The organism is Chryseobacterium formosum (assembly GCF_026460885.1).
In the GTDB taxonomy this organism is placed as follows: domain Bacteria; phylum Bacteroidota; class Bacteroidia; order Flavobacteriales; family Weeksellaceae; genus Chryseobacterium; species Chryseobacterium formosus.
On the sequence record NZ_JAOVZW010000013.1, the window covers coordinates 49,757 to 76,495 of the forward strand.

Below are 26,739 nucleotides of genomic sequence, written 5' to 3' on the forward strand. Positions count from 1 at the left end.
TAATAACGATGATGAAATTATGGTGCGTTGGAGCTGTTTCTTTAGCTTCATTTTACTATGCACAAAGTTATCCGGTATCAGAAATCAGTGATGTTTTAAAGAAAAATGCAAGTGCAGTAATAAGAAATGAAAGTACAGTTTTAGAAATCAATAAAATTGACGAAATTGTTTATCATAATTCTTCTGCAATCACTGTAATTAATAAAGATGCAGTAGGTTTTGCGATTCCGAGAATTTATTATGAAAAAAGAAATACGGCTTCTGATATTAAAGTAACCGTTTATGATGAAAAAGGTGCAAAAATAAAAAGCTATTCTAAAAGTGATTTTACAGATATTGCAGCCAATTCTCAAGGTTCTTTTTATTCTGATAACAGGATGATGTATCTGTCTTATACACCAACATCTTATCCTTACACCATTGAGTTTAGTTACGATCAGAAAGATCAGAATACAGTTTTTATCTCTGATTTTACACCGTATAATGATTTTAATATTTCTTTGCAGAAAAGTAGTTTTAAAATTTTAAATAAATCAGGAATTAACTTACGCTCTAAAATATACGATTCCCAATTTGGTTTTGCTTCAGTGAAAGTTGCGGATGAAGACGGGGGAAAATTGTATTCTTATGAAAATGTTCCGGCAATTGATAATGAAGGCATGGTTCCTAATCCCCAAAAAATATTGCCGAAAGTAAGTTTTTCTTTGGATCAGTTTAGCTTGGTGGGGAAAAAAGGAAGTATAACGACGTGGAAAGATTTTGGTTTGTGGTATTATAATAACCTTTTGACTCCGGTTTCTACATCAACGCCTCAAATCAAATCTGAAATTGCAGCACTTAATCTTTCGGGTTCTACTGAAGAAAAAGTGAAGAAAATTTATCAGTATATGCAAAGCAAAACGAGATATGTTTTTGTGGCTTTGGGAATTGGAGGATGGCAACCCATGATGCCCGATGAAGTACAAAAGAAAGGGTATGGTGATTGTAAAGGTCTTACCAATTATATGAAAACGCTTTTGGATGACGCTGGAATAAAATCTTATTATGCGATTATTAATTCGAATTCCTCACCGATAAGTTTTGATACAGATTTTCCAAAAATGGCTGGAAATCACGTAATTTTGGTAGTTCCAACTGAAAAAGGAAATATTTGGCTTGAAAATACTTCTCAGGAAATTGCTTATAATCATCTAAGTTACAGCACAACAGACCGAAATGTTTTAGCAGTAAAACCTACCGGAATTGAGATTATGGAGACTCCAAGCTATTCTTCAGGTCAAAATAAAGAAAAGCAGATTTTAAATATTCAGTTAAACCCTGATAAAACCATTAGTGGTAATGGGAAATTTTCTTACACTGGAAATCAGTATGATTTTAATTTATCTTATTCGGGATTAAGCCAAACCGATAGAAATAGCTCGATTAAAAACTCACTTTCAACGTTGGATTTTGAAAAAGTTGAAATGTCTGATTTTAAAAATAACCGAGATTTAGCAACAATTGATTTTGACTTGAATTTTAAAGCAGTCAATTATTCAAAGATGGTAGGTTCAAGCTATATTTTCAGAGCAATTCCTATTTACTCGAATGCGACTTATCATCAGGATGAAAATCGAAAACTTCCCTTTGAAAACCGTTTTTCTTTTGAAGACGAGTATGAAATTATTTATAAACTTCCTGCAGGATACTTTATCGAAGAAATTCCTGAAAACGGAAATGTAGTTTCAGATTTTGGAACATATAAAATTTCGTTTGAGAAAAAAGATGACCAACTCATCGTGAAAAGATTTTTTCAAATGAAAAAAGGACTTCATTCTAAAGATAAATACAATGATTACATCAGTTTCAGAAAAAAAATTATGAATGCTGATAATTCTAAAATTCTAATTTCTAAAAAATCATAAATGAGAAAAATATTTTTTGCATTGTATTTCACAGTATCTACTGTTGCCATCTATGCACAAAAACATGAGTTTCTGAAATTGCCGAAATTCGATATTGAAGATTTGAAAAAAGCAAAATCCGAGATTGATGAAAAAGCTCCGGCAGAAACTTTATATCGTTCAATACATTATCATATTGATAATTCTACAGGTAATTACGTTAAAAAAGTAAAATATAGAATTAAAATTTATGATAAAGATAAAGCAGAAGATTGGATGAATCTGGAAATCTCACTTTATGACAATAACCAAGGGAGCAGAGAAACTCTTAATTCAATAAAAGCTTATGTTTATAATCTTGAAGATGGTAAAATAGCTGAAACAAAAGTAGATAAAAGTTCTAAATTCAGATCTAAAGAAAACAAATATTATACTACCAATAAGTTTGCCTTTCCTAATATTAAAAATGGCTCTGTTATTGAATTTCAATACGAAATCACTTCACCTTTCTCGTATGAAATTCCTTTAACTTATATTGAAACGGATACCCCTTCGGAATATACCGAATATGTTTTTGAATCACCCATAAATATGTCATATAATATTGATTTTAGAGGTTCTCTGACTCCGAAATACAAAAAGGTAGCAGAGGAAAACATTTATGGAGCTCAATACAAAACGTATAGATTTGCTTATGAGAATGTAAAGGGTTTTAAAAAAGAAAAATTTGTGAAAAACAACGATAATTACAGAACTCAGATCAGGGCAGAATTGCATTCTACTTTTTTCAATAATGGTTTGAAAAATTATACATCAACCTGGGAAGATATCAGGAAAAAACTCTGGGAAGATGATGAGTTCGGAAATCAGTATAAAAAAGATAGATTAGTAAAAGAAATTATACAGAAGAATATTTCCGAGGAAAAAGATCAACATAAGAAATCGAATCTTTTATTTGATTTCGTTAAAAATAGTTACACATGGAATGAGCGTTATGGTTTTAGAACAGATAATGGAATAAAAGATTTAATTAAAAATAAAACGGGTAATGCTGCAGACATAAACTTACTTTTGTTAAATATTTTGAGAAGTGAAGGAATTAAAGCATATCCTATTTTGATTTCTACTATCGGACATGGTTATGTAAATCTTACTTTCCCAAATTTGGGTAATTTCAATTATGTCATTGTATGTGCAGAAATTGATAAGAAAATATACCTTTATGATGCAACATCTAAACAGGCAAAAGAAGATCTTCTTCCTGCAAGAGTTTGGAACAGTAATGGGCTACTTTTGAGAGATGATAAAGCAGAACTTATTTCTCTTACCAATATTAAAGAAAGTTATAATAGTCATACAGTAAAAGCAAAAATAAATCCTGATGGTACAGTTTCTGGTGTTTACCAGGATCAGGATGAAGGGATGGGAGCTCTTAATGCAAAAGAGCGTTTTGATGAAAATCAAGATAAATATAAAAAAGAATATAAAGAAGTTTTTTCTGTTGATTTTGATAATATCAATTCAAGAACTTTAGATGGGGGGGAGTTTCGTTCTACGATGAGCTTTAGTTCAAGCAATATGATTGATAATTTAGGAAAAAGAAAAATCATCAATCCACTTTTATTTTTGCATCAGACAAAGAATGATTTTGATCAGGAAGAAGCAAGAAAATATATGATTGATTTTATTTCGCCAATGAGCAAAGCTAAAGTTGTAGAAATAGAAATTCCTGAAGGATATGATATTGCTGAGTTACCAAAAAGTAAAAAAATCGTTACTGATGATAAAGAGATCAGTTATTCTTACACTGTAGAGAAAAAAGATAACAAGATAATAACGGTTTCAGAATATAAAATCGCAAGCGCCGATTATCCTAAAGAATATTATCCTGCTTTTAAACAAATCTGGAAAGTAATCTCAGATTCTGAAAGTCAGGTAATGAGTTTGATTAAAAAATAATCAGTTATTCTTTAAAAATATATAAAACCATTCATTTTGTGAATGGTTTTTGCATTTCAATCCAAAAATAAACAATTATGAAAAATGCATTTGTGTTAATTCTGTTTTCTGCCGCTTTTCTTTTATCAGCTTGTAAAAAGACAGAAACAAAAACTATTGAAACGAAAATAAATGTCAAAAATCCTGAAAAATTTGTAGTAGATTCTATTAAAGTAAATGATTCCATTAAGTTTAACGAAATGCTTTCCGTAAATTATTCCGCAAAAATGCTGGTATTTCCAACTTTAAAAGATAAAGCATTGTTAGACAGTATTTATGATAAAAAAGGAATTACAGATTATTCAAAACAAGGATTAGAGAACTTTTTAAATAAAGATAAAACAGATTTCTTTGCTTCTGTGAAAGAAGACAGTAAAGAATGGATTTCTGATATTGACCGCTCTCAAACTTGGGAATCGGGCTCATTTATGAAATTGATTTCGCAGACTGACGATTTTCTTCAGATAGAATATTTATACACTTCTTATGAAGGTGGAGCGCATGGAAATTATTCTTTTAATACAAGAGTTTTCGATTTGAAAAATAATAGAAAATTAGATTTAAAAGATATTACAACTATTCCAAAAGAAAAATTAGAAGCACTTTTAATGAAAAATCTCAATAAAATTCCAAGTGGAACAACAGATTCTGAGGGTGCAGTCAATAATTCTGAAATGCTTTTGGTTGATGTTATTCCAGCAAACAAAGATTTTTATTTTGATGAAAAAAATCTCTATTTTCATTACAGTCCGTATGAAATTGCGGCTTTTGCAGCGGGAGATATAGTAATTCCTGTTTCTTGGGAAGAATTAAAAGGAACAATTAATCCCGAATTTAAAAAGAGAATGAAAATTAACTAATATTAATGCTTCCAAATCAGGAAGCATTTTTTAATTTTGTGGCAATGGAAAAAGTAGCTTTTATCATCAATCCTTTTTCGGCAAAAAAAAATTATCTGCCTTTTCTGAACGAACTTAAAAATAAAGTACAAAATCCCTTGTATTATATTTCTGAATCAATTTTAGGAACTGAAGAATTTATCCAAACTCATTTTTGTGATGTTGATTTTTTTGTAGCAATTGGCGGTGACGGTACAATTTCAACTGTTGCCAAAAGCTTAATTAATACTGATAAAATTTTAGCTATTTTTCCGGCGGGTTCTGGAAATGGCTTTTCTAATGAAACGCAGTTTAGTAAAAATTTAGATGAATTATTAGATAAATTAAAAGCTAAAAAATCCCGTAAAATCGATACGTTTACGGTTAATGACAAGCTTTCCATCAATGTTTCCGGAACTGGTTTTGATGGAAAAGTTGTGAAGGAATTTGAGAAAACCAATCGTGGATTTAAAAATTACATCAAAGTTTCACTAAAGACTTTTTTTAATTATAAACCGATTAAATTGAAATTTTTTGATGAAAATTATAAGCAGTACAACGGAAAATATTTAATGGTTAATATTGCTAACACCCGTCAATTTGGAAATAATGCTTATATCGCTCCAATGGCAAGTAAAAGTGATGGTTTGGTTGACATGGTTTTGGTTAAAAAGTTTCCACTGACCTATTCGCCGCTGTTTGCGTTCAGAATGTTTACAAAAAAACTGAAAGAAGATGATTACATCACTTATCTTCCGGTTTCTGAAATTGAATTTAAAGTAAATACCAAAAACTGGCATCTCGATGGAGAATTCAATAAAATAAAATCTCCAATTCATATAAAAGTTCAGCCTTCAAGTCTGAATATTCTTATTTAAACTAATCAGAGTGAAATAAAAAAGCCTTCCGTGAAGAAGGCTTAAAAACACAAATGATGAAAAAATTATTATTACGATAATAATCTCTTACAAAGTAAACGATTACAATTCTGAAATTTTATGGTCCTAATCATAGAATTTAGTTTTCTAAACTTCAAGTTTTTCCTCAATCTTATTCGGATTTGCCAAACAATATTGAAGCTGCCCTTTATCCAGCTGTTTTTCCCAATTTGCCACAACGACTGTTGCAACAGAGTTTCCAATAACATTCGTTAAAGCACGGCATTCACTCATAAATTTATCGATTCCTAAAATTAAAGTCATTCCCGCAATCGGAATTTCAGGAACTACAGCCAAAGTTGCTGCTAAAGTCACAAAACCAGCTCCGGTAACTCCGGCTGCACCCTTTGAACTCAACATGGCAACTAAAAGTAACATCAATTGCTTTTCGATAGAAAGATCAATATTCAAAGCCTGCGCAATAAATAGTGAGGCTAAAGTCATATAAATATTGGTTCCGTCAAGATTGAAAGAATAACCGGTCGGAACAACCAAACCTACAATTGCTTTTGAACAGCCTGCTTTTTCCATCTTTTCCATAATTCCTGGAAGCGCAGATTCGGATGAACTTGTTCCTAAAACCAGCAAAAGTTCTTCTTTAAGATAATACATCAGTTTAAAAATGTTAAAACCATTGTACCAAGCAACAGATCCTAAAATCAAAACAACAAATAGGATAGAAGTAATATAAAATGTTCCTACCAAAAATATAAGATTGATTACTGATGCCAAACCATATTTTCCAATCGTAAATGCCATTGCTCCGAAAGCTCCGACTGGTGCCAATTTCATCAGAATATGAACAATTTTAAAAATTGGAGCAGCCAAAACCTGTAAAAATTCTGTTACTTTTCCACTTTTTTCTTTTGTTAAAACCAAAGCGACTCCCATTAAAATTGCAACCAAAAGTACCTGAAGAATATTCTCACCAATTAACGGGCTGAAAAGAGTTTCAGGAATGATATTCATAATGAAGCCTGTTAAAGTCGTGTCATGAGCTTTTTGCTGATACTGTGAAACGTCTCCCGATAAACTTGTGGGATCAATGTTTAACCCCGATCCAGGTTGTAATAAATTTCCTACAATTAAGCCAATTATTAAAGCTAAAGTTGAGAATGTGAAGAAATAGATCATTGCTTTTACGGCAATTCGTCCTACTTTTTTTAGATCTGTCATATGAGCAATCCCTAAAGTAAGGGTGATGAAAATGACAGGAGCAATAATCATTTTGACCAATTTGATGAATCCGTCTCCTAAAGGTTTCATTTTTTCGCCTAATTCAGGGGAAAACTTTCCTAAAAGAATTCCTAATGTGATGGCGATGATTACCTGAAAGTATAATTGTTGGTAGATTTTTTTCTTTTTCAAAGCTGGAGTTTCTAAAATATTTCTGAAAAATACAGAAATTAAATAGAATTTTTCATGCTAATTTTATCTTGCCAAAGCTATTCCTCACGCAGATTAAAAAGATAAAGCAGATTTTGTTGAATTAATCTGCATAATCTACTCAGTCTGCGAGATATAAATTAAAAATTATTTCAGGTATTAATTTGAACTTTAGCAATTGAAAATGAGTAAGTTTTAAACTTGAAATCAAAAGATGATAAAAATTATATCCTAAATCACAATTTTGTTTTCTCATCGTAATCAAAATATTTACTTTTGCTTTCAATCAACTAATAATAAATAAAAATGGAGTCCTATACGGAAAAAATATTGATTACAGGTGCTTTAGGGCAGATTGGAACTGAACTTACAAACCGACTTGTTGAGATTCATGGAGCTGAAAATGTAGTTGCTTCAGGTCTTGACAGATACCAAAAAGGTCTTACTTCTGCAGGTTACTACGAAAGAATGGATGTTACCAATACACAGTTGGTAAGACAGGTTATTAAAGATTACGAAATTACGACTGTGTATCACTTGGCTTCACTTTTGTCTGGGACATCAGAAAAGCAGCCTATTTTCGCTTGGAAATTAAATCTTGAACCACTTCTTCATTTTTGTGAATTGGCGAAAGAAGGTTTGCTTAAAAAGATTTTCTGGCCTAGTTCTATTGCTGTTTTTGGGAAAGGAATTCCAAAAGAAAATGTTGGTCAGGATGTTGTTTTAAATCCTACAACAGTTTACGGAATTTCAAAAATGGCAGGTGAAAAATGGTGTGAATATTATTTTGACAAGTATGGAGTAGATGTAAGAAGTATTCGTTATCCTGGTTTGATTTCCTGGAAAACTCCTGCAGGTGGAGGAACAACAGATTATGCAGTTGAGATTTTTTACGAAGCAATTGAAGAAGGAAAATATACAAGTTTTATTTCTGAAAATACAGGAATGCCGATGTTGTATATGGATGATGCAATCAATGCAACTTTGAAATTAATGGATGCTCCAAAAGAGAATTTAACGGTTCGTTCTTCTTACAATTTGGGTGGAATGTCTTTTACTCCAAAAGAATTAGCGCAGGAAATTAAGAACGAAATTCCTGAATTTGAAATTGATTATAAACCGGATTTCAGACAGGCAATTGCAGATTCTTGGCCAGCTTCGATTGATGATTCTGTTGCGAAAAAAGATTGGGGATTATCTTATGATTTCGGAATTACTGAAATGTCAAAAGAAATGATTAAGAATCTTAAAGTAAAATTAAATAAGAATTAACTTACTTCAAGTACTAGTTTAATTAAAAATTGTATTAACATTTGATTTTTAATTAATTATAAATTTTATCTAAATTTAAATTGAATGATATTACTTACTTTTAACATCATAAATATTCAAGCTGAAACTAAAAAAAGTACAGATGTTTCTGATGAAGAAAGATTAAAAATTACCGAGAGTAATACAAAAGCAATTCTAAGAATTTTAGATATTCACGAAATAAAAGCAAGTTTTTTTATCGAGATTTCTATCGCAGAAAAACTTCAAAATCTATTAAAAGCAATTTCTGCTCAAGGGCATGAAATTGCTTTTTTCAATAAAGACTCCAGTCTGGAAAAAATTGATGAAGTGAAAAAATCTGTTCAGGATTTTCTAGAAAAACAGATTAAAGGAATTCGACAAAAAAATCATCAATTTTCACTAGAAGAATTAAAATCTATCGGTTTCAATTACATTTCAAATATTGACAACGCAGATATTCTATTTCCTTTTAAACGCTTAAAAAGAAGTTCAGAAATTATTGAAGAGAACGGATTGAGCATTGTTCCGGAAAGTATTTCTCCATACAGTCAGTTGCCTTATAATGATTTTGTTTTTCAGGTTTTGCCAATGCAGTATTACCAAAATATGGTTTTTGAGACTTTGAAGAAGGATGATTTTGTTTTGGTTTATCTTGATTCGTGGCAATTTACTGATATGAATAGATATCAGTTTAAAATTCCGTTTTACAGAAGCTATAATTTAGGCAAAAAAATGGAAGATAAGCTTGAAGCTTTTCTTTCGTGGATTAATGAAAAAGAATTGGCAACTTCTAGAATGAAGGATTATATATTTTAATATTGGAAGATTAAATATTAATTTCTAAAAACTTTACGATTGTTTCGTTAACGATTCTTTGAGCTTCTCCTTTGATATTTCTGTCTTTATATTTTGATAGTGCATAATGCTGAATATCATTTGATAAAGAGTCTAAATAGTTTTTACCATTAATTTGATACTCATTAAATTCAGCAGTATCTAATTGGATCAGCATATTAAATCCAATAAATGAATGTTTGCAATTTACATCAATGTAATAGCTGTTTCCGTCACTTAAGAAAAACCAAATTTTATCTTCAAAATCAATTATTTTCATATTGTAAATAAAATTTTTCTTTAAGAAAGTTCCAAAAGTGTAATTTCAGGTAAAACACCAACTCTTCCAGGGTAACCTAAAACTCCGAAACCACGATTAACGTACAATAGTTTTCCTTCGCTTTCATACAAATCTGCCCATTTTGGATATTTGTATTGAACCGGAGACCATTTTATATTTTTTAAATCTAAACCAAACTGCATTCCGTGCGTATGACCGGAAAGTGTTAAAGAGATATTTGCAGGGTGCTTTTTAACAACGTAATCAAAATGAGTAGGGTCGTGGCTCATTAGAATTTTTGCGGCATTTTGTGGCACGTTTTCTAAGGCTTTATCGATTTGTCCGAACTGTGGAAAAGGTTTTAAGCCCCAGTTTTCTACTCCTAAAATGTATAATTTTTCGCCGTCTTTTTCAATAACTCTGTTTTCGTTTCTCAACATATCAAAACCGGCCTGTTTTTGATAACCAATTAAAGTATCAAGATTTTGTTTCTTTTCGTCAAGAGATTTCCAAGTCACATAATCACCATAATCATGGTTTCCTAAAACAGAAAGTTTTCCATCTTTGGCAGTTATTTTAGAAAATAAAGGAATGAAAGGTTTAAATTCATCCGAAACATTATTTACCATATCTCCTGTAAATAACACTAGATCAGGTTTTTGTTCGTTAATTAAGTCAATTGCATGAGCTAACTTATTTGGATCATCGAAACTTCCACTGTGGACGTCTGAAATCTGAATGATTTTATAACCTTTGAAGCTTTTCGGAAGATTTGCAATTTTCACTTTTACCTTTCTTACCTTGTGTCTGTATTTCCCGAAAGTAATTCCGTCAATAAATAGAGCTGAAAGAACTCCGCCTAACCCTAATCCAACTAAACTTAGAAACTTACGTCTTTCTGGAAAGAAATTTTCGGTAGAACGTGTAAATCCTACCAAATAATTTCCAGTACGGAAAATATCATCGATTAAAAGAAATAAAACAACAAATATTTTTGGAAGAATAAAAACTAAAAATAAAATACTGATTAAGTGTGGTCGATGTGAATCTCTGTCACTTCTTTGGAAATTCAGGACTTCGTAAGCGAACAAACCGTAAACTCCCAAATACACGATAACATAGCCTAATCTTATCCAAAAATTATCGGTCAACGTTCTTATTGCCTGATAAATATAGATTTCCATTAAAAGGAAAATTCCGGCAATAATTAAAAAATTTCTTTGCATAACTGAATTTTATAAAAAAGCACAAAAGAAAATTTCCTTTTGTGCTTCTATATTTTTATTTAAATTATTTAAGTCTTAAGGAAATCTGTAAACAATAGCATTGATGTTCATTCCTGCTCCTACAGAAGTCATCACAATGTTACCATTATCTTTAAACGAATGACCCTGCATTTTTCCTTTAATTATTAAATCAAACATTGTTGGAATCGTCGCAACAGAGGTATTTCCCAAATCCTGAACAGTCATTGGAGATACTGCATGGTCATAATTTTTCACATCATATAGCTTGTGAAGTCTGTCTATCATTGCATAATCCATCTTTGCATTTGCTTGGTGAATTAAAATTTTATCAATGTCTTCAATAGATAATCCTGCGTCATCAATTGTATCTTTAATCGCTGTAGGAACGTTTTTAAGAGCGTACTCATAGATTTTTCTTCCCAACATTCTTACATATAAACGTGTTTGATCTGCTTCTTTGTTGATAGATGGCCCGTTTGCAAGATAATTGAGTTCGATACCGTTGTCACAGATAGTGTTGTGAGCGATGATTCCTACATTTTCCTGTTCAGTCGCTTTTACTACAACTGCTCCGGCTCCGTCTGCGAAAATCATTTTATTTCTATCGTAAGGATCGGTAACTCTGCTTAGAGTTTCACCACCGACTACAAGAATCGTTTTAGCTACTTTAGCTTTAATTAAATTATCTGCCAAAATCATTGCTTCCACCCATCCCGGACATCCGAAAACCATATCATAAGTGATACATTTTCTATTTTTAATGCCTAATTTATTCTTAACTCTTGCTGCCATTGTTGGCATAAAATCTACATATCCATTTACGGTAACTTCACCAAAATTACTTGCGTAAATAATATAATCAAGTTCCTCCTGATCTATATTTGCGTCTGAAATAGCGATTTTTGCCGCTTCAAAACCTATTTGTGAGTTTGAAAGGTCTTCATCTATAAATCGCCTGTTTTCAATTTCAGTAATTTCTACAAATTTTGAAATAGTTTCTTCAGTAGGTTTGTCGATTTTAGCACCATCTTCTGAATAAAACTCTGAATCCATGAAAAAGTCTCTTCCAATTACTCTATTCGGTAGGTAAGATCCGGAACCAATAATGATCGTATTCGGCATTCGTTTATGTAATTTTTTAAAGATGCAAAGTTAATAATTAATATTAATAAGAAAGAATTAAAAATATTATTAAATTTGCAAAAATTGTTTCCGACAATCTATGAAAAACAACCCGTCTTTAAAAGGTTTACTTATTGCTCTTGCGGTATTTATCGGTGCTTTTGCTATTTATAATTTCTTTTTGGCTAAAAAAAATTATTATTTGGTAGATAATCCTACTCCAAATACTTATTATTTTAAAATAAATAATGGTTCTGAAGGAATTATCTCGGCAGGGCAATTTGTGCAAGTAGACTTAAATAAAGGAAAAAACTCGATTAAAGTATTTGATCAAAACAAGAAAATGCTTTACGATTCTGCCTTTGAAGTAAAGAAAGTTCGTGGTCTTTTAAATATTGCTCACAAAGATTATTACATTAATGATCAATATTATGGGTACAATCTTAAAAAAGATTCATTACTTTTGGCGTTGGATAAGACTGAGATTGACGGAAAAGAGTATTATGGCGGTGCGAAACATTTTAATAAACTCTATACCGACGACTTTTATTTTAATGTAGATGAAGATTATGATCAACTGATTAAAAATATTCAGAAAGTAGAATCCCGCTCAAAGATTTTCCGCAAAGAGGATTATCTTAATTATTATAAAGAATATTACAAGTTTTAAGTTTTGACAAAAGATATCAACCAAGTAACGCCCTACAATTCTGAATCTAGCAAAAAGAGTCAGGTAGAGGATATGTTCGACAATATTGCGCCTAAATACGATTTACTAAACCATGTATTATCTATGAAGATAGATGTACTTTGGAGAAATAAGTTGGTGAAATGGATGAATTACGATAATCCTAAAGAAACACTGGATGTTGCTACAGGAACCGGAGATTTAGCCATTGCCGTTGAAAAAGGAACAGGTGCAAAGGTAGTTGGATTAGATTTATCGCAACAAATGTTAAATGTTGGCGTTATTAAAATAAAAAAACTTAATTTAGACGGCAAAATTTCCATGCAAAAGGGCGATGCAGAAAATTTACCTTTCGAGGACAATAGATTTGATGCTGTTTCCGTTGCTTTTGGAGTGAGAAATTTTGAAAATCTAAATAAAGGTTTGTCAGAACTAAGAAGAGTAGTGAAAGAAAACAAAAGCGTTTATATTCTTGAGTTTTCGAAAGTAGAAGGTTTTTTAGGGCCGTTTTATATGTTTTATTTCAAAAATATATTACCGGCAATCGGAAGATTGATTTCTAAAGACAATAGAGCATATACTTATCTTCCCGATTCTGTAAATGCATTCCCTTTTGGAGAAAAAATGAGACAAATTCTTTTAGATACAGGATTTAAAAAAGTAGAATACAAAAAACTAAGTTTAGGTATAGCCACAATTTATAAAGCAACAAAATAACCTATGAATAAATTTCTATTAAAAGCTCTGGTTTTAGCCTCAGTTAATATTGCATTCCTTGGAAATGCTCAATTTAGAACTCAAGACAGGATGGACAGGTTGGAAGACTTTGACCAGAAAAAAGTCAGTTGGGGTTTTTATTTGAATGCAAATATGATAGACTATAAAATTGTGCTTGATCCAAGATACGGAATGTTTGAAAACCATAATTTAGTATCTTCAAAACAAAGTACAAGCTTCGGAGCAGGTCTTATTGCAAAATTCAGAATGAACGATTACTTAGATGTAAGATTAGAACCAGGTTTGCAGTTTGCTCAAAGACAATTGACTTTCAATACTCAATCAAACGATATATATAGAGATGGAAGCTTAACAAATGCACCGTTTATTCCAATTGCTTTGACTGATAAAGATAGAATTAGAGATATTAAATCTACTTTAGTTGATATTCCTGTGCTTTTAGAGTTTCACGGAGAAAGATGGTACAACTCTAGACCATATGTTGCAGCTGGTGTGAATTATATTGTTAATTTACAGTCAAATTCAGGTTCTGTAGAGGATAATCAACAACAGACATTCAGATCTACAACGCATAACTTTGCTTGGTCTGCAGAGATGGGTATTCAGTTTTACTTTAATAAATTTAAATTGACTCCGGCTGTAAGAGGAACGTTCTTTATGAATAACGAAATGGTCTCAGATAACGCTACAACACCTCCTTATTGGTCTGCAGCAGTATCTACACTACAGACAAGAGCTGTCATGTTTGTATTGAAATTTGAATAATATAATACAAAATTAATATTAAAAGGAGTTGCTTGGCATCTCCTTTTTTGTTTTAATCAAAATATAGAGATAATAATTTTCATTAGTACCAATATTTTCCTATTTTTGCTAATAGTTAGAATATTTATAAACCTGAAATGCTTCAAGAATTAGAAAATAATTTTTCAGAATTAGAAAAAAAGATTTTGAATCTTCAAAAAAGTCATCAAAATTTATCTGAAATGTTTTCGGAATTAAATAAAGAGCATAACGAACTGAAGGTGAAATATGATGCGGAAAGAAAGAAAAATCAGGTATTAGCAGAAGAACAGAAAAATATAAAGCTTTATTCAGCAATATCAGGAAATCCTGAACACAACAGACTCATGAAAAACCATATCAATAGATTGGCAAAAGAAGTAGACTTTTGTATTGCACAGCTTCAAAACAGTGGATTATAATGGAGGTAAGGAGAATAACCATCAATATTGCAGGAAGAGTATATCCGCTGAATGTACCCGCAGCAGAAGAAGAAACTTTGCGTAAAGTGGGAAAGCAAATTGAAAATATGATTAAAGATTTTGAACAGAATTTTGATGTAAGAGATAAACAGGATGCTTTGGCAATGTGTGCCCTGAAATTAGGAACCAATGCAGAAGTTGTTGCTCTGAATCATGATAAAAATATAAAATCAACCAACGAAAGATTAGTAAAAATTAATCAGTCGTTGAACGATATAGGAAAATAGATTTTTTTTCCAAAAACCTGCCTACAGTAATTCTAACACATTAAAGGTAAACTCAACGCTAAACAATTAACGGACAAATGTCTATCGAATGGCGCGCCTGCTTGCAGGATTACAGACGATAGAAATCAGTTCAAATCGTGGAGATTAGGAGTTTACTCTATATCACTGGATTATTGTAGGCTTTTTTATTTTATTTAAACAAGACAATTAAAACTAAATATATATATGACAACAGCCATAATAGTAGGCGTGATTTGTTTGGTTATAGGAGCTGTAATAGGGATAGTTTTCTCTAAAAGCTCACTAAATACAAAAGCTAAATTTATTATCGACGATGCTAAAAAAAATGCAGATAATTTATTAGAGAAAGCTAATTTACAGGCAGAATCTATAAAAAAAGAAAAAAATCTTCAGGCTAAAGAAAAATTCTTAGAACTAAAATCTCAGCACGATGCAGACATTCAGGGACGTGAAAAGAAAATGCAGGAAGCTGAGAAGAGAACTAAAGATAAAGAAAACAAGCTAAATGATGAACTTAGCAAAGCAGGAAAATTAGAGAAAGATCTTGACAGACAAATCGCTGATTACGCTAAGAAGAATGAAATTTTAGAGAAAAAGCAAAGTGATCTTGACTCAGCAACAGCTAGAAAAGTGGAAATGCTTGAAAAAATTTCAAACTATACAGCGGAGGAAGCTAAGGCAGAATTGGTAGAAACCATGAGAGCTGAAGCAAAAACCAGAGCTCAGGCGCACGTTCAGAGTATCATGGAAGAAGCTCAGTTAAACGCTAAAAGTGAAGCAAGAAAGATCGTTATTCAGACTATTCAAAGAATTGGTACAGAACAGGCAATAGAAAATTCTGTTTCTGTTTTCAATATCGAATCTGATGAAGTAAAAGGTAGAATTATCGGTAGAGAAGGTAGAAATATCCGTGCTTTAGAAGCGGTTACTGGTGTAGAAATTATCGTTGATGATACTCCGGAAGCAATTCTTCTTTCATGTTTTGATCCTGTAAGAAGAGAGATTGCAAGATTATCACTTCACAGATTGGTAACAGACGGTAGAATTCACCCTGCAAGAATTGAAGAAGTTGTTGAAAAAACAAGAAAACAAATCGAAGAAGAAATCATCGAAGTTGGTAAAAGAACGATCATCGATCTTGGCATTCACGGATTGCATCCAGAATTAGTTAAAATCGTTGGTAGAATGAAATATCGTTCTTCTTATGGACAAAACCTTTTACAGCACTCAAGAGAAGTTGCCAATATTGCTGCAACAATGGCCGCTGAATTAGGACTAAACGTAAAATTAGCAAAAAGAGCAGGTCTTTTACACGATATCGGAAAAGTACCAGAACAAGAATCTGAACTTCCACACGCACTTTTAGGAATGCAATGGGCAGAGAAGTACGGTGAAAACCCTGAAGTTATTAATGCGATTGGAGCTCACCATGACGAAGTAGAAATGACATCATTATTGTCACCGATCATTCAGGTTGCCGATGCAATTTCAGGAGCAAGACCGGGAGCAAGAAGACAGGTTTTAGAATCTTACATTCAAAGACTAAAAGATCTTGAAGCTGCAGCGTTAAGTTTTGAAGGGGTTTCTTCAGCATATGCAATTCAGGCAGGTAGAGAATTGAGAGTAATGGTAGAAAGCGGAAGAGTAAACGACGAAATGTCTTCTCAGCTTTCATACGATATTTCAGAGAAAATTCAGAACGAACTGACATATCCTGGACAAGTAAAAGTTACAGTAATTAGAGAAACAAGAACTGTAAACATCGCAAGATAATTTTAAGCTTATCAATAAATATTAAATCCTTTCAAAGAAATTTGGAAGGATTTTTTTATTGAAATAAAGTTTAAACTATTAAATGATATTATTTATTAAAAGTGAATTAAATATTGGTTTTTTTAGAATTAAATAATAAGAATTGATGTTCAACGTTATAAATAATATAAAATAATTTACGAAGTAGTTGTTTTAATTATTAAATTTGAACTTCAACTTAAAACCAAATTATTATGTTAAATGAAATTCTAAAAAACGCTAAGAAATTAAAAAGTGCTGATCTTAAAGCTATTGTCGGAGGTGTAAGTGTAGATAATGCGACTCCAGATTTATCACTTTGCGGATGCAGCTGTTCAGGTGCTGTCACAGGACCTAAGTACTGCCCAACTTATATTGGCTGTCTACAAGTGTATACTTGTGATGATTCTGCTGTATAAATTAAAGATCTTTATATTTTTTAATTTAAAATCCAAATCATTATGTTAAACGAAATTTTAAAAAACGCTAAGAAATTAAAAAGTGCTGATCTGAAAGAGATCGTAGGAGGTATCGGTAAAATTGGAACTCCGGATTTATCACTTTGCGGTTGTAGCTGCACTGGAGCTGTGACCGGTCCTAAATATTGCAATCAATATATGGGATGCCCGCAAGTAATTACTTGTTAATAAAAAACATTTAAAAATAGAAAGTCTTCCATTATTTGGAAGACTTTTGCATTTATTTCTTATTTCTTATTTCTTATTGAAGAAATAAGAATTGCTTTCAATATATTTTGTACTCATCGGAATACTCTCAAAGATATCTTTATCACTAGAATCCTGCTCCACGAACCAATGTTTTAAGCCTGCTTTTTCTTTCGCTTCAAAAATTCTTTTAAAATCAATAATTCCATAACCAATCTCTGTAAATTCTTTCGTGTCAGATTTCATATCTTTCACGTGCCACAAAGGAAATCTTCCGGGATGTTTTTCAAAGTAAATTAATGGGTCTAAGCCGGCTTTTGAAATCCAATATAGATCGAGTTCCATTTTTACTAAATCGGCTGATGTGTTTTTTAGAATAAAATCATAATAATTATATTCCTCATCCATTTTCAGAAATTCAAAATCATGGTTGTGGTAGGCTAATTGAATTCCGTTTTGTTTTGAAACTCTTCCTGCACTATCTAAAATTCCAGGAAGTTTTAAGTAGTTTTCAATGGTTCTTTCAGCTTCAGGAAGATAGGAACAGACTGCATATTTTGACCCGATGAAATTAAGATCTTCTAATGTTTTCTCCCAGTTTTGTAACAAAGTTCCGTTTTCTTTGTCTGTCACTCCAGTTCTGTGATGTGAGCTGATTACTTGTAAACCGGTATTTTTAAGAATATTTTGAAACTCAGATTTAGTTTTTCCGAAGAAAGTTCCATTATAACCATAAATTTCAAGATTTTTAAATCCTAAAACAGCAAGTTTTTCTAAAGTCTGTTCTAAATTTTTAGAAATTGCATTTCGAACAGTATATAATTGTATTCCCAAATTTTTTGTTGAAAGGTTTGTTATTGACATTCCACATGAAACTCCGAGAAATCCCAATGAAGAAAGGGCTAAAAAGTCTTTACGGTTCATAAATTTAAAGAAAAGGTTTCATTTCATCTTCAATCTGCGTTCTCAGTTCCATCAGACGTTTGGCGTATTTTTCCTGTTGTTTTTCTTCATCTGTTTCGGGAATCCATTTAGGAACGAGAAGTTTTTTTCCGTTTTCGTCAACAGCAACAAATACAATGATGCAGTGCGTTTTTTTATCAAAATTCGGTTGTTTCAGACTTCTTGAGAACACATTAATCGAAATATGCATACTTGACGAACCTGTGTAAATCACATGTGCTTCCACTTTTACCAGTTCACCGATCTTTATAGGTTCATAAAAACGGATTCCACCCACATAAACTGTTACAGAATAATTTCCACTCCATGTTGTTGCACACGCATATCCTGCTTGATCAATCCATTTCATTACACTTCCTCCATGTACATTTCCACCATAATTGACATCAGAAGGCTCGGAAATAAACTGAAATGTAACAGGTTTGTTATCCATTATTTTAAATTTTAATAAAGGTATTTAATAATTTTTAAAACAGTATATTAAATAGTATTTTTGTGGATTGAAAACATCAGAGTTTTCATTTAACCATTAGAAATGTAAAACTTTAATGAAAAAAGTATTTTATCTTAATACGTGTGACACTTGCAGAAAAATAATAGGACAATTTAATCTTAAAGATTGGGAACTTAGAGAAATCAAAAAAGAACCTATAACGAAAGAGGAAATAGAAGCAATGTACGAGCATACAAAGTCTTATGAAGCTTTGTTCAGCAAAAAATCAACTCAAATCAAATTGAGAGAATTAGATTTAAAAACATTGACGGAAGATGATTTTAAAGAATTGATTTTAGATCACTATACGTTCTTAAAACGTCCCGTTTTCCTTACAGATAAAGAGATTTTTGTAGGAAGTGAAAAAACCACTGTTACAAGCCTTAAAGATTATTTCAGAGGAGAATAATAACTTTATCTCATGTAATTAATAAAAAACCTCACAGATTTTTTGAATCTTGTGAGGCTTTTTTATGGCTCAAGAATTCTGCTGGAAACAAAACGCAGTTGACGAAAGTTCCAAACAGGTCGCGGGAGACAAAACACAATTGACGGAAGTTTCAAACAAACTGCGTGAAACAAAACACAGTTGACAGAAGTTCCAAACAGGTTGCGGGAGACAAAATGCAGTTGACGGAAGTTTCAAACAGATTGTGGGAAACAAAACGCTATGGATATAAGTTATAAAACATGACCAAAGAACTTTTCAGAAAGCGTGAATTAATTGAATAAATATCAATTGGATGACCAGATTTTAGCCCGGATAGAAGCGACATCCTTTTGTGTGGCAGCTAAATGCCGAAACTTCGACAAGAAGTAGTGACACAAAAGATACAGCGGATAGCCGGAAATAGCTTCTAAAAAACAACCGCTTCATCAAAATGATAAAGCGGTTTTTTTATAATTAAACTTTTTCTGCTTACACGAATGGCATTTTTACCACTTTTGCAGGAATATTTTTGTTCCTTACCTGAATGAAAATTTCAGTTCCCAGTTTGAAATGTGGTTTGTCTACATAAGCGATCCCCAAACCGATTTTTTTCATCGGAGACTGAGTTCCTGAAGTTACTTTCCCAATTACGTTTCCTTCTGCGTCTACAACAGGATAGTCGTGTCTTGGAACTCCTTTATCTGTCAATTCAAAACCAACTAATTTTCTGCTAACACCTACTTCTTTTTGTTTTGCGAAAATATCTTTAGACACAAAATCTTTGTCAAATTTTGTAATCCAGCCTAATCCAGCTTCAATTGGAGAAGTAGTATCGTCGATATCCATTCCGTAAAGACAGAAGCCTTTTTCAAGTCTCAAAGTGTCTCTTGCAGCCAATCCACAAGGAATAATTCCTTCTTCGGCACCCGCTTCGATGATGGCATCCCAAAGTTTTTCAGCAGATTCGTTTTTGAAATAAATTTCAAAACCACCGCTTCCTGTATATCCTGTATTTGAAATAATCACATCGCTTACTCCTGCAACAGAACCTACAGTGAAGTTATAATAAGGAATTTCAGAAAGATTAGTTTCCGTTAATTTTTGAAGAATCTCAGTAGCTTTCGGCCCTTGAACTGCCAACAAAGACATTTCATCTGACGCATTCGTCATTTTTGCACCGAAAGTATTGTATTTTGAAATGTGATTCCAGTCTTTATCAATGTTTGAAGCATTTACTACAACGAAATATTTTTCATCATCCATTTTGTAAACGATAAGATCATCTACAATTCCGCCATCTTCATTCGGAAGGCAAGAATACTGTGCTTTTCCGTTTTCTAAAACATCTACATTGTTTGTCGTTACAAACTGCAAAAGGTCTTTTGCACCCGCTCCTTCGATGAAAAACTGTCCCATGTGAGAAACGTCAAATAATCCCGCTTTTTCTCTTACGGCAAAGTGTTCTTCCGTTACTCCGGAATATTGTACAGGCATTTCAAATCCTGCAAAAGGTACTATTTTCGCTCCCAAAGAAACGTGTTTGTCGTACAATGCTGTTTTGTTCATATTTAAATTTTAGTTTTAATATCAATATATTTTAACGCAAAGAGCGCAAAGATTTTTTTAACTACTAAATGTTTTTAAGTTCGCAAAACGCAGATTCGCCGATTCAAATAATAATTTATAATTGAGGCAAAGGCGTTTCACTTAAATAAGATCACAAAGTATTTTAAAAAATTATTTTTTTATTTTAAAACTTTCAAAAGCTTCGTTGAAAACTTTCATATAATTTCCGTTCCAGTGTTTTTCCTGGCAATTAATGCTAATCAAGAACATATCTGTGTTTTTCTGATACAATTTTGTAATCCAGAAAAGCTTTTCTTTTTCATCAAAATATTCATACTGATACTCTGAATATCCTTTTTTGCTTCCTGTATTTTTTACTTTTTTCTCGTCATCAGAAGAATTATACAGCGCCAAAATAAATTTCTTCACTTCAGTTTTTGGTAATTCCAAATCATGATACTCTGAAATGGTAATCGCTCCAATCTGATTGGTCGGGAAAATGTTTACTATTCCGTCATCATTGGTTGATTTCCAGGTATCGGGAACGGTGATTGAGTAATTTTCACTTTCATAAAGTTCACTTCCTAATTTCTGTGAAAACGAATAAATGCTCAGTAAAAATGTTACAATTAATAAAGTTTTTTTCATCGGTGTGTTTAAAAATGATGTTTATATTCTTCCAAAATGATTTTGAACCATTCTGTAAATTGTTCTGGATGTTCTGAAATTTCTTTATCTAAATTTTCCAGCGAAATGTAGCGAATTTCGTCCACTTCATTTTTATTTAAATTAAACTCAGAATTGTAGGTTCCTGTGAAAACATGGTCGAGTTCGTGCTCCCAAAGTCCGCCTCCAACATCTGCTTTATAGATAAAATGAAATTTTTCTGTAAGTTCTGTATCAACTCCCAGTTCCTCATTCAGCCTTCTTTTTGCGCCTTCAAGATAAGTTTCTTCAATTCTGGGATGCGAACAAACTGCATTCGTCCATTGATTTGGAGAATGATATTTCTCTGAAGCACGTTTCTGCAAAAGCATTTCTCCGTTTTCATTAAATAAAAAAACCGAAAAAGCACGATGAAGCAAACCATTGATATGAGCCTGCTGTTTTTCCATTAAACCAAGAACTTCATTTTCGGGATTTACTAAAACTACCAATTCTTCCATTCCTACAAATTTAAGTTTTAAACGTGATTTTGTAAAATAAATGTTTAGTTTTTTTAATATTTATGAAATATTGGCTTTTCATTAAGTGAAAAATATTCGCCATAATTATGAAAAATGCAACAGAATCTTATAATTTATTAAGTTTAAAATTGATTTTGTGTTAAATTTTTAACATAAACTAAGATTAATACTTCTCTTTGAATCATAAAGTGTAACTTTGCACTTTAAAATTTTGAACGATGGAACTAGATTATATTGAGCATATCAGTCCGATTTTAAAGGATGGAGTAAAGAATTATCTGATCGATATTGACGGGACAATTACAGACGATGTTCCAAATGAAGAGCCGGAAAGAATGGTTACTTGCGAACCTTATCCCGATGCATTGGAAACCGTAAATAAATGGTACGATGAAGGTCATCAAATTTGTTTTTTCACTTCAAGAACAGAAAATCTGAAACAAATTACAATCGATTGGTTAGACAAGCACGGTTTTAAATATCATAGTGTATTGTGTGGAAAACCAAGAGGTGGAAATTATCACTGGATCGACAATCATTTGGTAAGAGCAACACGCTACAAAGGAAAATTTACGGATTTGGTTGAGAAACAAGTAACCATTGAAGTTTTTAAAGATTAAAATCTAATATAAAAAGATTTAAAAATTAAACAACTAAAGTATAACACTTGAAATTCTTTAATTTTTAAATCTTTCAATTTTTAAATAGTAAAACATTTTATGAAAGTTTTAGCAAACGACGGTTTAGACCAGTCAGGAATTGATGCATTAACAGAAAAAGGATTTGAAGTAATCACAACAAAAGTTCCTCAGGAATTTCTTTTAGATTATATCAACGAGCACAAAATTCGTACAGTTTTGGTAAGAAGTGCCACTCAGGTAAGAAAAGATATTATTGATAACTGTCCGTCACTGGAAATCATCGGAAGAGGTGGGGTAGGAATGGATAATATTGATGTAGACTATGCGAGAGAAAAAGGAATTCATGTAATCAATACGCCTTCTGCTTCTTCAGAATCTGTTGCTGAATTGGTTTTTGCACATTTATTTTCTGGAGCAAGATTTTTGCAGGATTCTAACAGAAGAATGCCTTTAGTTGGAGATACCGAGTTTGCTTCACTTAAAAAAGCTTATGCTGCAGGAATTGAATTGAAAGGAAAAACCATCGGAATTATTGGGATGGGTAGAATCGGTCAGGAAGTTGCTAAAATTGCTTTAGGTCTTGGTATGAGAGTAATCGCTGCAGATAATATGATTGGAAAAGCGAGTATAAAAGTAACTTTTTATAACAATCAGTTCATCAATGTTGATATTGAAACTGAACCTTTGGATGCTGTTTTGAAGCATTCTGACTTTATCACACTTCACGTTCCTGCTCAGAAAGAAGGCTATATGATTGGGAAATCTCAGTTTGAAATGATGAAAGATGGGGTTGCGATTGTAAACTGTTCAAGAGGTGGAGTAATTGATGAAGCAGCTTTAATTGAAGCTTTGGATTCAGGAAAAGTACGTTTTGCGGGTCTTGATGTTTTCATCAACGAACCTACTCCGGCAAAAGAAATTATCACGCATTCTAAAATTTCTGTAACTCCGCATACAGGTGCTTCAACCTTGGAAGCTCAGGATAGAATAGGGCTTTCTTTGGCTGAACAAATTTCAAGCATTTTTCAGATTCATTAATTTTGAATCTTTGGGAATAAAAAAACGCCGCAAATTTTGCGGCGTTTTTTATATATTGTTTTTTGTTTTCAACAAATCTCTGATTTCCATTAATAATTTTTGGTCTTCAGTTGGTCCTGCAGGAGCTTCAATAGGTGCTTCTTCTTTTTTACTCAAACTTGCAATTCCTTTAATTAGCATAAATAAAACAAATGCCACAATTAAGAAACTGATAACGGACGACAAGAAATTTCCATATTTTACACCGTTCCATGACAGTTCGGCAATGTTTTTTACATTTGCTTTTTCCAAGGCCGGATTCAACAATAGAGGAGTGATAATATCATCCACAAATGATTTTACAATCGCACTGAAAGCTGCACCGATAATTACACCGACTGCCAAGTCAACGACATTGCCTTTAAAAGCAAAATCTTTAAAATCTTTAATAAATCCCATAATTTATATTTTTAATTGTTTTACACAAAAGTATTATTTTAAAATAGTAATCTTAAAAGTTTTGGGCACTTTTTTGGTTTAAATTATTAATATTTTTAAATAATTATGATTAAATTTAATTAAAATCGGAGTTAATGAAAATTTTTACAACAGAAAATATCAGAGAAGCAGATAAATATACGATTGAGAATGAGCCGATTTCATCCGTGAATTTAATGGAAAGAGCAGCTTCAAGTTGTGTAGATTGGATTTCTACAAACTGTAAACATCATACAAGATTTGCTATTTTTTGTGGAAACGGAAATAATGGCGGTGATGGATTTGCAATTGCAAGAATGTTTTATTTAAAAGGTTTTGATGTCGATGTTTTTATTAATAAAGAAAATCCGAAATTTTCGGATGACGCTTTAATTAATTTTAAAAGATTAAAAGATATTTCCGGAATTTCTGTGAAAGATTTTAGTGAAATTGAAAAATATAATTTTGATAAAACGATTATTATTGATGCGCTTTTCGGAACAGGTTTATCGAGAAATTTAGAAGGGATTTATAAAGATTTAATCGAAAATTTAAACATTAAAACCAATCCTAAAATCTCAATAGATATTCCCTCAGGAATGTTTGCAGATCAATTGAATGATGGAAATTCTGTTATTTTTAAAGCAAATTATACGCTGACTTTTCAGTTTTGGAAAAAGACATTTCTTCATCCTGAAACGGGTAAGTTTGCAGGAAAAGTTGTTGTTTTAAATATTGATTTGTCAAATGAATTTATTGAAAAAACTCAAACTGATGATTTTGTGATTGATGATGATTTGATTTTAAAAATTTTTAAGCCTCGTGAAGATTTTTCTCACAAAGGAACTTATGGAAAATCAATTATTATTGGTGGTAGTTATGGGAAAATTGGAGCGGCTGTTTTAGCTACGAAGTCGGCTTTGAAAAGTGGTTCAGGTTTGACATTTGTTTTAGCTTCAAATTGCGGTTATGAAATTCTTAAAACTACCTGTCCTGAAGCCATGTTTATAAAAGGTGGTGAAAAATTTATCACTCAAATTGATGAAATGGAAAATGCAGTTTACGGAATTGGTCCCGGTTTAGGAACTGATGAAGAAACAGAAAAAACTTTGTTAAAATTTCTTGAAAATCATAGTTCTCCGTTAATTCTGGATGCAGATGCTTTGAATATTATTTCTGAAAACGAAAACGGTTTAAAATTAATTCCGAAAAAATCGATTATTACTCCACATCCGAAAGAATTTGAAAGACTTTTTGGTAAAACTGAAAATTCGATTGAAAGATTAAATCTAGCCAAAACAAAGGCAAAAGATTTGGGGATTTATATTGTTTTAAAAGACCATCATACACAAATTATCAATCCTGAAGGAACAATTTTTTATAATATCACAGGAAATTCCGGTTTGGCAAAAGGTGGAAGTGGTGATGTTTTGACAGGAATTATTACCTCACTTTTAGCTCAAAAATATTCTTCCGAGGAAGCTGCAATTTTAGGAGTCTGGATTCATGGACAAGCTGCTGATTTTGCAGCCGAAAAGTATTCAAAAGAATCGATGCAGCCAACAGATCTTATTGATGAAATCGGAAATGTATTTCTTGATTTAAACAAAAAAGCCACAACATTGTTGTGACTTTCTGATATTTATTTGAATTGAAAATTATTCTGGCTTTCCGTTTTCAGCTTCAGTAATTTTAAACTTTTTAGAATAAAGCATAATTACAATTCCCGCAATCATAAATGGAATTGAAAGAATTTGACCAGTATTTAAACCTGCAAAAGAAATAAACTCGTCACCTTGAGGTTCTTTCAGGAATTCTACAAAGAATCTAATTGCCCAAAGTATGATGAAAAACAATCCGAATAACCAACCTTGCTGATATTTTTTATCAGTTTTTCTGTATAAAACCCAAAGTAAAACAAATAATAAAACGTATCCAATTGCTTCAAATAACTGAGCTGGATAACGTGGAACTGTTACTCCGTATTCGCTGCTTTGTTGTGGAAAAAGTAATGCAAATGGTGAGTTAGGGTCAACTGGTTTACCGATAATTTCAGAATTGAAAAAGTTACCCATTCTTACAAATGCGCCACCGATTGCTACCACAATTCCTAATCTGTCATATACCCAAAACGGATTTTTCTTGATGATTTTAAATGAATAATAAAGCGTTGTGAAAATCAATGCAATGGTTGCTCCATGACTTGCCAATCCTGAAAATCCTGTGAATTTCAAACCATTTTTTGTACTTATTGGTAAGAAAACACTCCAAAAATCTTCTTTGAATAATTCAGGCTGATAAAAAATAACGTGTCCCATTCTTGCACCTAAAATCGTTCCGATCAATGTCCAAGTGAAAAGCGGCTCAAGATATTTTTGATTTACATGATCGATGGTAAACATTTTTGTCATTAAAACATACCCTAAACCAAATGCACAAATAAACATTAAGCTATAAAAATGCAATGTTATAGGTCCTAAATTAATTCCTGAAACCGGATCCCAAATTTTATAAGGAGTTTCTAAAGAAACAGTTTCTGCAGAAGTGATCGGTGTTTGCGTTTTGACCACATATTTCAGAGTTTCAATATTGTCTTCGGTAACCGTTATGTTTTCAACTAATTTAAAATCTTTATCAAAAAACTGATATTTTGCATTTTTATAATTTGCTAAAATCATTGAACTGCTGATGAAATGTGATTTTTCAACATT

29 protein-coding genes are annotated in these 26,739 nt (G+C 31.8%); 18 read left to right on the top strand and 11 right to left on the bottom strand.

Translation table 11 applies throughout. The annotated features are described in order from the left end of the window. Positions 1-8 precede the first annotated feature (8 nt). The 4 genes from OF897_RS10795 (at position 9) to OF897_RS10810 (ending at position 5,637) form a co-directional block, all read left to right on the top strand. Complete coding sequence (locus OF897_RS10795; protein WP_267265696.1) at positions 9-1,904, top strand: DUF3857 domain-containing protein; 1,896 nt, start codon at positions 9-11, stop codon at positions 1,902-1,904. Continuing rightward, positions 1,905-3,842 carry a DUF3857 domain-containing protein gene (locus OF897_RS10800; protein ID WP_267265697.1) on the top strand — a complete coding sequence of 646 codons (1,938 nt, stop codon included), beginning with the start codon at positions 1,905-1,907 and terminating at the stop codon, positions 3,840-3,842. A gap of 77 nt (positions 3,843-3,919) precedes the next feature. Then, the gene (locus tag OF897_RS10805; protein ID WP_267265698.1) at positions 3,920-4,741 is read left to right on the top strand and encodes a DUF3298 and DUF4163 domain-containing protein; all 822 of its coding nucleotides are present in this window, start codon (positions 3,920-3,922) and stop codon (positions 4,739-4,741) included. A 5-nt stretch (positions 4,742-4,746) separates the two neighbouring features. Further along, a complete protein-coding gene (locus OF897_RS10810) occupies positions 4,747-5,637 on the top strand; it encodes a diacylglycerol/lipid kinase family protein (protein WP_407648308.1) in 891 nt (296 codons plus the stop codon). A 147-nt stretch (positions 5,638-5,784) separates the two neighbouring features. Here OF897_RS10810 and OF897_RS10815 read toward each other — a convergent pair whose 3' ends face one another. Further along, positions 5,785-7,065, bottom strand: a complete 1,281-nt coding sequence (locus OF897_RS10815; protein WP_267265699.1) for a dicarboxylate/amino acid:cation symporter — start codon at positions 7,063-7,065, stop codon at positions 5,785-5,787. A gap of 324 nt (positions 7,066-7,389) precedes the next feature. On the opposite strand from OF897_RS10815, the gene OF897_RS10820 reads away from it, so the two are divergent. After that, on the top strand, positions 7,390-8,355 hold the full coding sequence (locus tag OF897_RS10820) for an NAD-dependent epimerase/dehydratase family protein (protein ID WP_267265700.1): 966 nt from the start codon (positions 7,390-7,392) through the stop codon (positions 8,353-8,355). A gap of 84 nt (positions 8,356-8,439) precedes the next feature. Continuing rightward, a complete protein-coding gene (locus OF897_RS10825; RefSeq protein WP_267265701.1) occupies positions 8,440-9,192 on the top strand; it encodes a polysaccharide deacetylase family protein in 753 nt (250 codons plus the stop codon). 10 nt (positions 9,193-9,202) lie between these two features. Here OF897_RS10825 and OF897_RS10830 read toward each other — a convergent pair whose 3' ends face one another. The 3 genes from OF897_RS10830 to OF897_RS10840 form a co-directional block, all read right to left on the bottom strand. Further along, the gene (locus OF897_RS10830) at positions 9,203-9,490 is read right to left on the bottom strand and encodes a hypothetical protein (RefSeq protein ID WP_267265702.1); all 288 of its coding nucleotides are present in this window, start codon (positions 9,488-9,490) and stop codon (positions 9,203-9,205) included. A gap of 20 nt (positions 9,491-9,510) precedes the next feature. After that, complete coding sequence (locus tag OF897_RS10835) at positions 9,511-10,716, bottom strand: metallophosphoesterase (protein ID WP_267265703.1); 1,206 nt, start codon at positions 10,714-10,716, stop codon at positions 9,511-9,513. A gap of 75 nt (positions 10,717-10,791) precedes the next feature. Further along, positions 10,792-11,859 carry a 3-oxoacyl-ACP synthase III family protein gene (locus tag OF897_RS10840; RefSeq protein WP_267265704.1) on the bottom strand — a complete coding sequence of 356 codons (1,068 nt, stop codon included), beginning with the start codon at positions 11,857-11,859 and terminating at the stop codon, positions 10,792-10,794. 100 nt (positions 11,860-11,959) lie between these two features. Between OF897_RS10840 and OF897_RS10845 the strand changes: the two genes are divergently transcribed. The 8 genes from OF897_RS10845 (at position 11,960) to OF897_RS10880 (ending at position 17,236) form a co-directional block, all read left to right on the top strand. Beyond that, on the top strand, positions 11,960-12,529 hold the full coding sequence (locus OF897_RS10845) for a hypothetical protein (protein ID WP_267265705.1): 570 nt from the start codon (positions 11,960-11,962) through the stop codon (positions 12,527-12,529). 3 nt (positions 12,530-12,532) lie between these two features. Further along, entirely contained in the window at positions 12,533-13,264 is a 732-nt protein-coding gene (gene ubiE, locus OF897_RS10850) for a bifunctional demethylmenaquinone methyltransferase/2-methoxy-6-polyprenyl-1,4-benzoquinol methylase UbiE (RefSeq protein WP_267265706.1), read from the top strand. 3 nt (positions 13,265-13,267) lie between these two features. Continuing rightward, positions 13,268-14,050: a type IX secretion/gliding motility protein PorT/SprT gene (porT, locus tag OF897_RS10855; RefSeq protein WP_267265707.1), complete on the top strand. Its 783-nt coding sequence runs from the start codon at positions 13,268-13,270 to the stop codon at positions 14,048-14,050. A 137-nt stretch (positions 14,051-14,187) separates the two neighbouring features. Further along, positions 14,188-14,490, top strand: coding sequence for a hypothetical protein (locus OF897_RS10860; RefSeq protein WP_267265708.1), 303 nt, complete (start codon positions 14,188-14,190; stop codon positions 14,488-14,490). Further along, on the top strand, positions 14,490-14,777 hold the full coding sequence (locus tag OF897_RS10865) for a cell division protein ZapA (RefSeq protein ID WP_267265709.1): 288 nt from the start codon (positions 14,490-14,492) through the stop codon (positions 14,775-14,777). Before OF897_RS10860 ends, OF897_RS10865 begins: the two co-directional genes overlap by 1 nt. Before the next feature lie 225 nt (positions 14,778-15,002). Continuing rightward, positions 15,003-16,571, top strand: a complete 1,569-nt coding sequence (gene rny / locus OF897_RS10870; RefSeq protein WP_267265710.1) for a ribonuclease Y — start codon at positions 15,003-15,005, stop codon at positions 16,569-16,571. Positions 16,572-16,804: 233 nt separating this feature from the next. Then, positions 16,805-17,008: a hypothetical protein gene (locus OF897_RS10875; protein WP_267265711.1), complete on the top strand. Its 204-nt coding sequence runs from the start codon at positions 16,805-16,807 to the stop codon at positions 17,006-17,008. Between the two features lie 42 nt (positions 17,009-17,050). After that, complete coding sequence (locus tag OF897_RS10880) at positions 17,051-17,236, top strand: hypothetical protein (RefSeq protein ID WP_267265712.1); 186 nt, start codon at positions 17,051-17,053, stop codon at positions 17,234-17,236. A 66-nt stretch (positions 17,237-17,302) separates the two neighbouring features. Here OF897_RS10880 and OF897_RS10885 read toward each other — a convergent pair whose 3' ends face one another. Together OF897_RS10885 and OF897_RS10890 are read right to left on the bottom strand one after the other, a co-directional pair. Next, entirely contained in the window at positions 17,303-18,178 is an 876-nt protein-coding gene (locus OF897_RS10885) for a sugar phosphate isomerase/epimerase family protein (RefSeq protein ID WP_267265713.1), read from the bottom strand. A 4-nt stretch (positions 18,179-18,182) separates the two neighbouring features. Beyond that, entirely contained in the window at positions 18,183-18,650 is a 468-nt protein-coding gene (locus tag OF897_RS10890) for an acyl-CoA thioesterase (RefSeq protein ID WP_267265714.1), read from the bottom strand. 115 nt (positions 18,651-18,765) lie between these two features. On the opposite strand from OF897_RS10890, the gene OF897_RS10895 reads away from it, so the two are divergent. Then, complete coding sequence (locus OF897_RS10895) at positions 18,766-19,119, top strand: arsenate reductase family protein (RefSeq protein ID WP_267265715.1); 354 nt, start codon at positions 18,766-18,768, stop codon at positions 19,117-19,119. 510 nt (positions 19,120-19,629) lie between these two features. Here OF897_RS10895 and gcvT read toward each other — a convergent pair. The 3 genes from gcvT to idi all read right to left on the bottom strand — a co-directional run bounded on the left by gcvT (position 19,630) and on the right by idi (position 21,872). Then, positions 19,630-20,706, bottom strand: coding sequence for a glycine cleavage system aminomethyltransferase GcvT (gene gcvT / locus OF897_RS10900; protein WP_267265716.1), 1,077 nt, complete (start codon positions 20,704-20,706; stop codon positions 19,630-19,632). A gap of 171 nt (positions 20,707-20,877) precedes the next feature. Continuing rightward, a complete protein-coding gene (locus OF897_RS10905) occupies positions 20,878-21,354 on the bottom strand; it encodes a hypothetical protein (protein ID WP_267265717.1) in 477 nt (158 codons plus the stop codon). An 8-nt stretch (positions 21,355-21,362) separates the two neighbouring features. Next, positions 21,363-21,872: an isopentenyl-diphosphate Delta-isomerase gene (idi, locus tag OF897_RS10910; RefSeq protein WP_267265718.1), complete on the bottom strand. Its 510-nt coding sequence runs from the start codon at positions 21,870-21,872 to the stop codon at positions 21,363-21,365. 239 nt (positions 21,873-22,111) lie between these two features. Here idi and OF897_RS10915 point away from each other — a divergent pair, with 239 nt between their 5' ends. Further along, a complete protein-coding gene (locus tag OF897_RS10915) occupies positions 22,112-22,513 on the top strand; it encodes an LNS2 domain-containing protein (RefSeq protein ID WP_179474488.1) in 402 nt (133 codons plus the stop codon). A gap of 99 nt (positions 22,514-22,612) precedes the next feature. Then, entirely contained in the window at positions 22,613-23,572 is a 960-nt protein-coding gene (locus tag OF897_RS10920; protein WP_267265719.1) for a D-2-hydroxyacid dehydrogenase, read from the top strand. A gap of 48 nt (positions 23,573-23,620) precedes the next feature. Here the strand turns inward: OF897_RS10920 and mscL are convergent, their stop codons facing one another. Then, a complete protein-coding gene (gene mscL, locus OF897_RS10925) occupies positions 23,621-24,010 on the bottom strand; it encodes a large conductance mechanosensitive channel protein MscL (RefSeq protein ID WP_267265720.1) in 390 nt (129 codons plus the stop codon). A 134-nt stretch (positions 24,011-24,144) separates the two neighbouring features. On the opposite strand from mscL, the gene OF897_RS10930 reads away from it, so the two are divergent. Continuing rightward, positions 24,145-25,659, top strand: a complete 1,515-nt coding sequence (locus tag OF897_RS10930) for an NAD(P)H-hydrate dehydratase (RefSeq protein ID WP_267265721.1) — start codon at positions 24,145-24,147, stop codon at positions 25,657-25,659. 27 nt (positions 25,660-25,686) lie between these two features. Here the strand turns inward: OF897_RS10930 and lgt are convergent, their stop codons facing one another. Further along, positions 25,687-26,535: a prolipoprotein diacylglyceryl transferase gene (gene lgt / locus OF897_RS10935; protein WP_323809055.1), complete on the bottom strand. Its 849-nt coding sequence runs from the start codon at positions 26,533-26,535 to the stop codon at positions 25,687-25,689. Positions 26,536-26,739: the final 204 nt, after the last annotated feature.

Coding starts and splice junctions, on each gene's coding strand:
- OF897_RS10795 (WP_267265696.1), top strand. CDS start 9: ATGATGAAATTATGGTGCGTTGGAGCTGTTTCTTTAGCTTCATTTTAC.
- OF897_RS10800 (WP_267265697.1), top strand. CDS start 1,905: ATGAGAAAAATATTTTTTGCATTGTATTTCACAGTATCTACTGTTGCC.
- OF897_RS10805 (WP_267265698.1), top strand. CDS start 3,920: ATGAAAAATGCATTTGTGTTAATTCTGTTTTCTGCCGCTTTTCTTTTA.
- OF897_RS10810 (WP_407648308.1), top strand. CDS start 4,747: ATGCTTCCAAATCAGGAAGCATTTTTTAATTTTGTGGCAATGGAAAAA.
- OF897_RS10820 (WP_267265700.1), top strand. CDS start 7,390: ATGGAGTCCTATACGGAAAAAATATTGATTACAGGTGCTTTAGGGCAG.
- OF897_RS10825 (WP_267265701.1), top strand. CDS start 8,440: ATGATATTACTTACTTTTAACATCATAAATATTCAAGCTGAAACTAAA.
- OF897_RS10830 (WP_267265702.1), bottom strand. CDS start 9,490: ATGAAAATAATTGATTTTGAAGATAAAATTTGGTTTTTCTTAAGTGAC.
- OF897_RS10835 (WP_267265703.1), bottom strand. CDS start 10,716: ATGCAAAGAAATTTTTTAATTATTGCCGGAATTTTCCTTTTAATGGAA.
- OF897_RS10840 (WP_267265704.1), bottom strand. CDS start 11,859: ATGCCGAATACGATCATTATTGGTTCCGGATCTTACCTACCGAATAGA.
- OF897_RS10845 (WP_267265705.1), top strand. CDS start 11,960: ATGAAAAACAACCCGTCTTTAAAAGGTTTACTTATTGCTCTTGCGGTA.
- porT (WP_267265707.1), top strand. CDS start 13,268: ATGAATAAATTTCTATTAAAAGCTCTGGTTTTAGCCTCAGTTAATATT.
- OF897_RS10860 (WP_267265708.1), top strand. CDS start 14,188: ATGCTTCAAGAATTAGAAAATAATTTTTCAGAATTAGAAAAAAAGATT.
- OF897_RS10865 (WP_267265709.1), top strand. CDS start 14,490: ATGGAGGTAAGGAGAATAACCATCAATATTGCAGGAAGAGTATATCCG.
- rny (WP_267265710.1), top strand. CDS start 15,003: ATGACAACAGCCATAATAGTAGGCGTGATTTGTTTGGTTATAGGAGCT.
- OF897_RS10875 (WP_267265711.1), top strand. CDS start 16,805: ATGTTAAATGAAATTCTAAAAAACGCTAAGAAATTAAAAAGTGCTGAT.
- OF897_RS10880 (WP_267265712.1), top strand. CDS start 17,051: ATGTTAAACGAAATTTTAAAAAACGCTAAGAAATTAAAAAGTGCTGAT.
- OF897_RS10885 (WP_267265713.1), bottom strand. CDS start 18,178: ATGAACCGTAAAGACTTTTTAGCCCTTTCTTCATTGGGATTTCTCGGA.
- OF897_RS10890 (WP_267265714.1), bottom strand. CDS start 18,650: ATGGATAACAAACCTGTTACATTTCAGTTTATTTCCGAGCCTTCTGAT.
- OF897_RS10895 (WP_267265715.1), top strand. CDS start 18,766: ATGAAAAAAGTATTTTATCTTAATACGTGTGACACTTGCAGAAAAATA.
- gcvT (WP_267265716.1), bottom strand. CDS start 20,706: ATGAACAAAACAGCATTGTACGACAAACACGTTTCTTTGGGAGCGAAA.
- OF897_RS10905 (WP_267265717.1), bottom strand. CDS start 21,354: ATGAAAAAAACTTTATTAATTGTAACATTTTTACTGAGCATTTATTCG.
- idi (WP_267265718.1), bottom strand. CDS start 21,872: ATGGAAGAATTGGTAGTTTTAGTAAATCCCGAAAATGAAGTTCTTGGT.
- OF897_RS10915 (WP_179474488.1), top strand. CDS start 22,112: ATGGAACTAGATTATATTGAGCATATCAGTCCGATTTTAAAGGATGGA.
- OF897_RS10920 (WP_267265719.1), top strand. CDS start 22,613: ATGAAAGTTTTAGCAAACGACGGTTTAGACCAGTCAGGAATTGATGCA.
- mscL (WP_267265720.1), bottom strand. CDS start 24,010: ATGGGATTTATTAAAGATTTTAAAGATTTTGCTTTTAAAGGCAATGTC.
- OF897_RS10930 (WP_267265721.1), top strand. CDS start 24,145: ATGAAAATTTTTACAACAGAAAATATCAGAGAAGCAGATAAATATACG.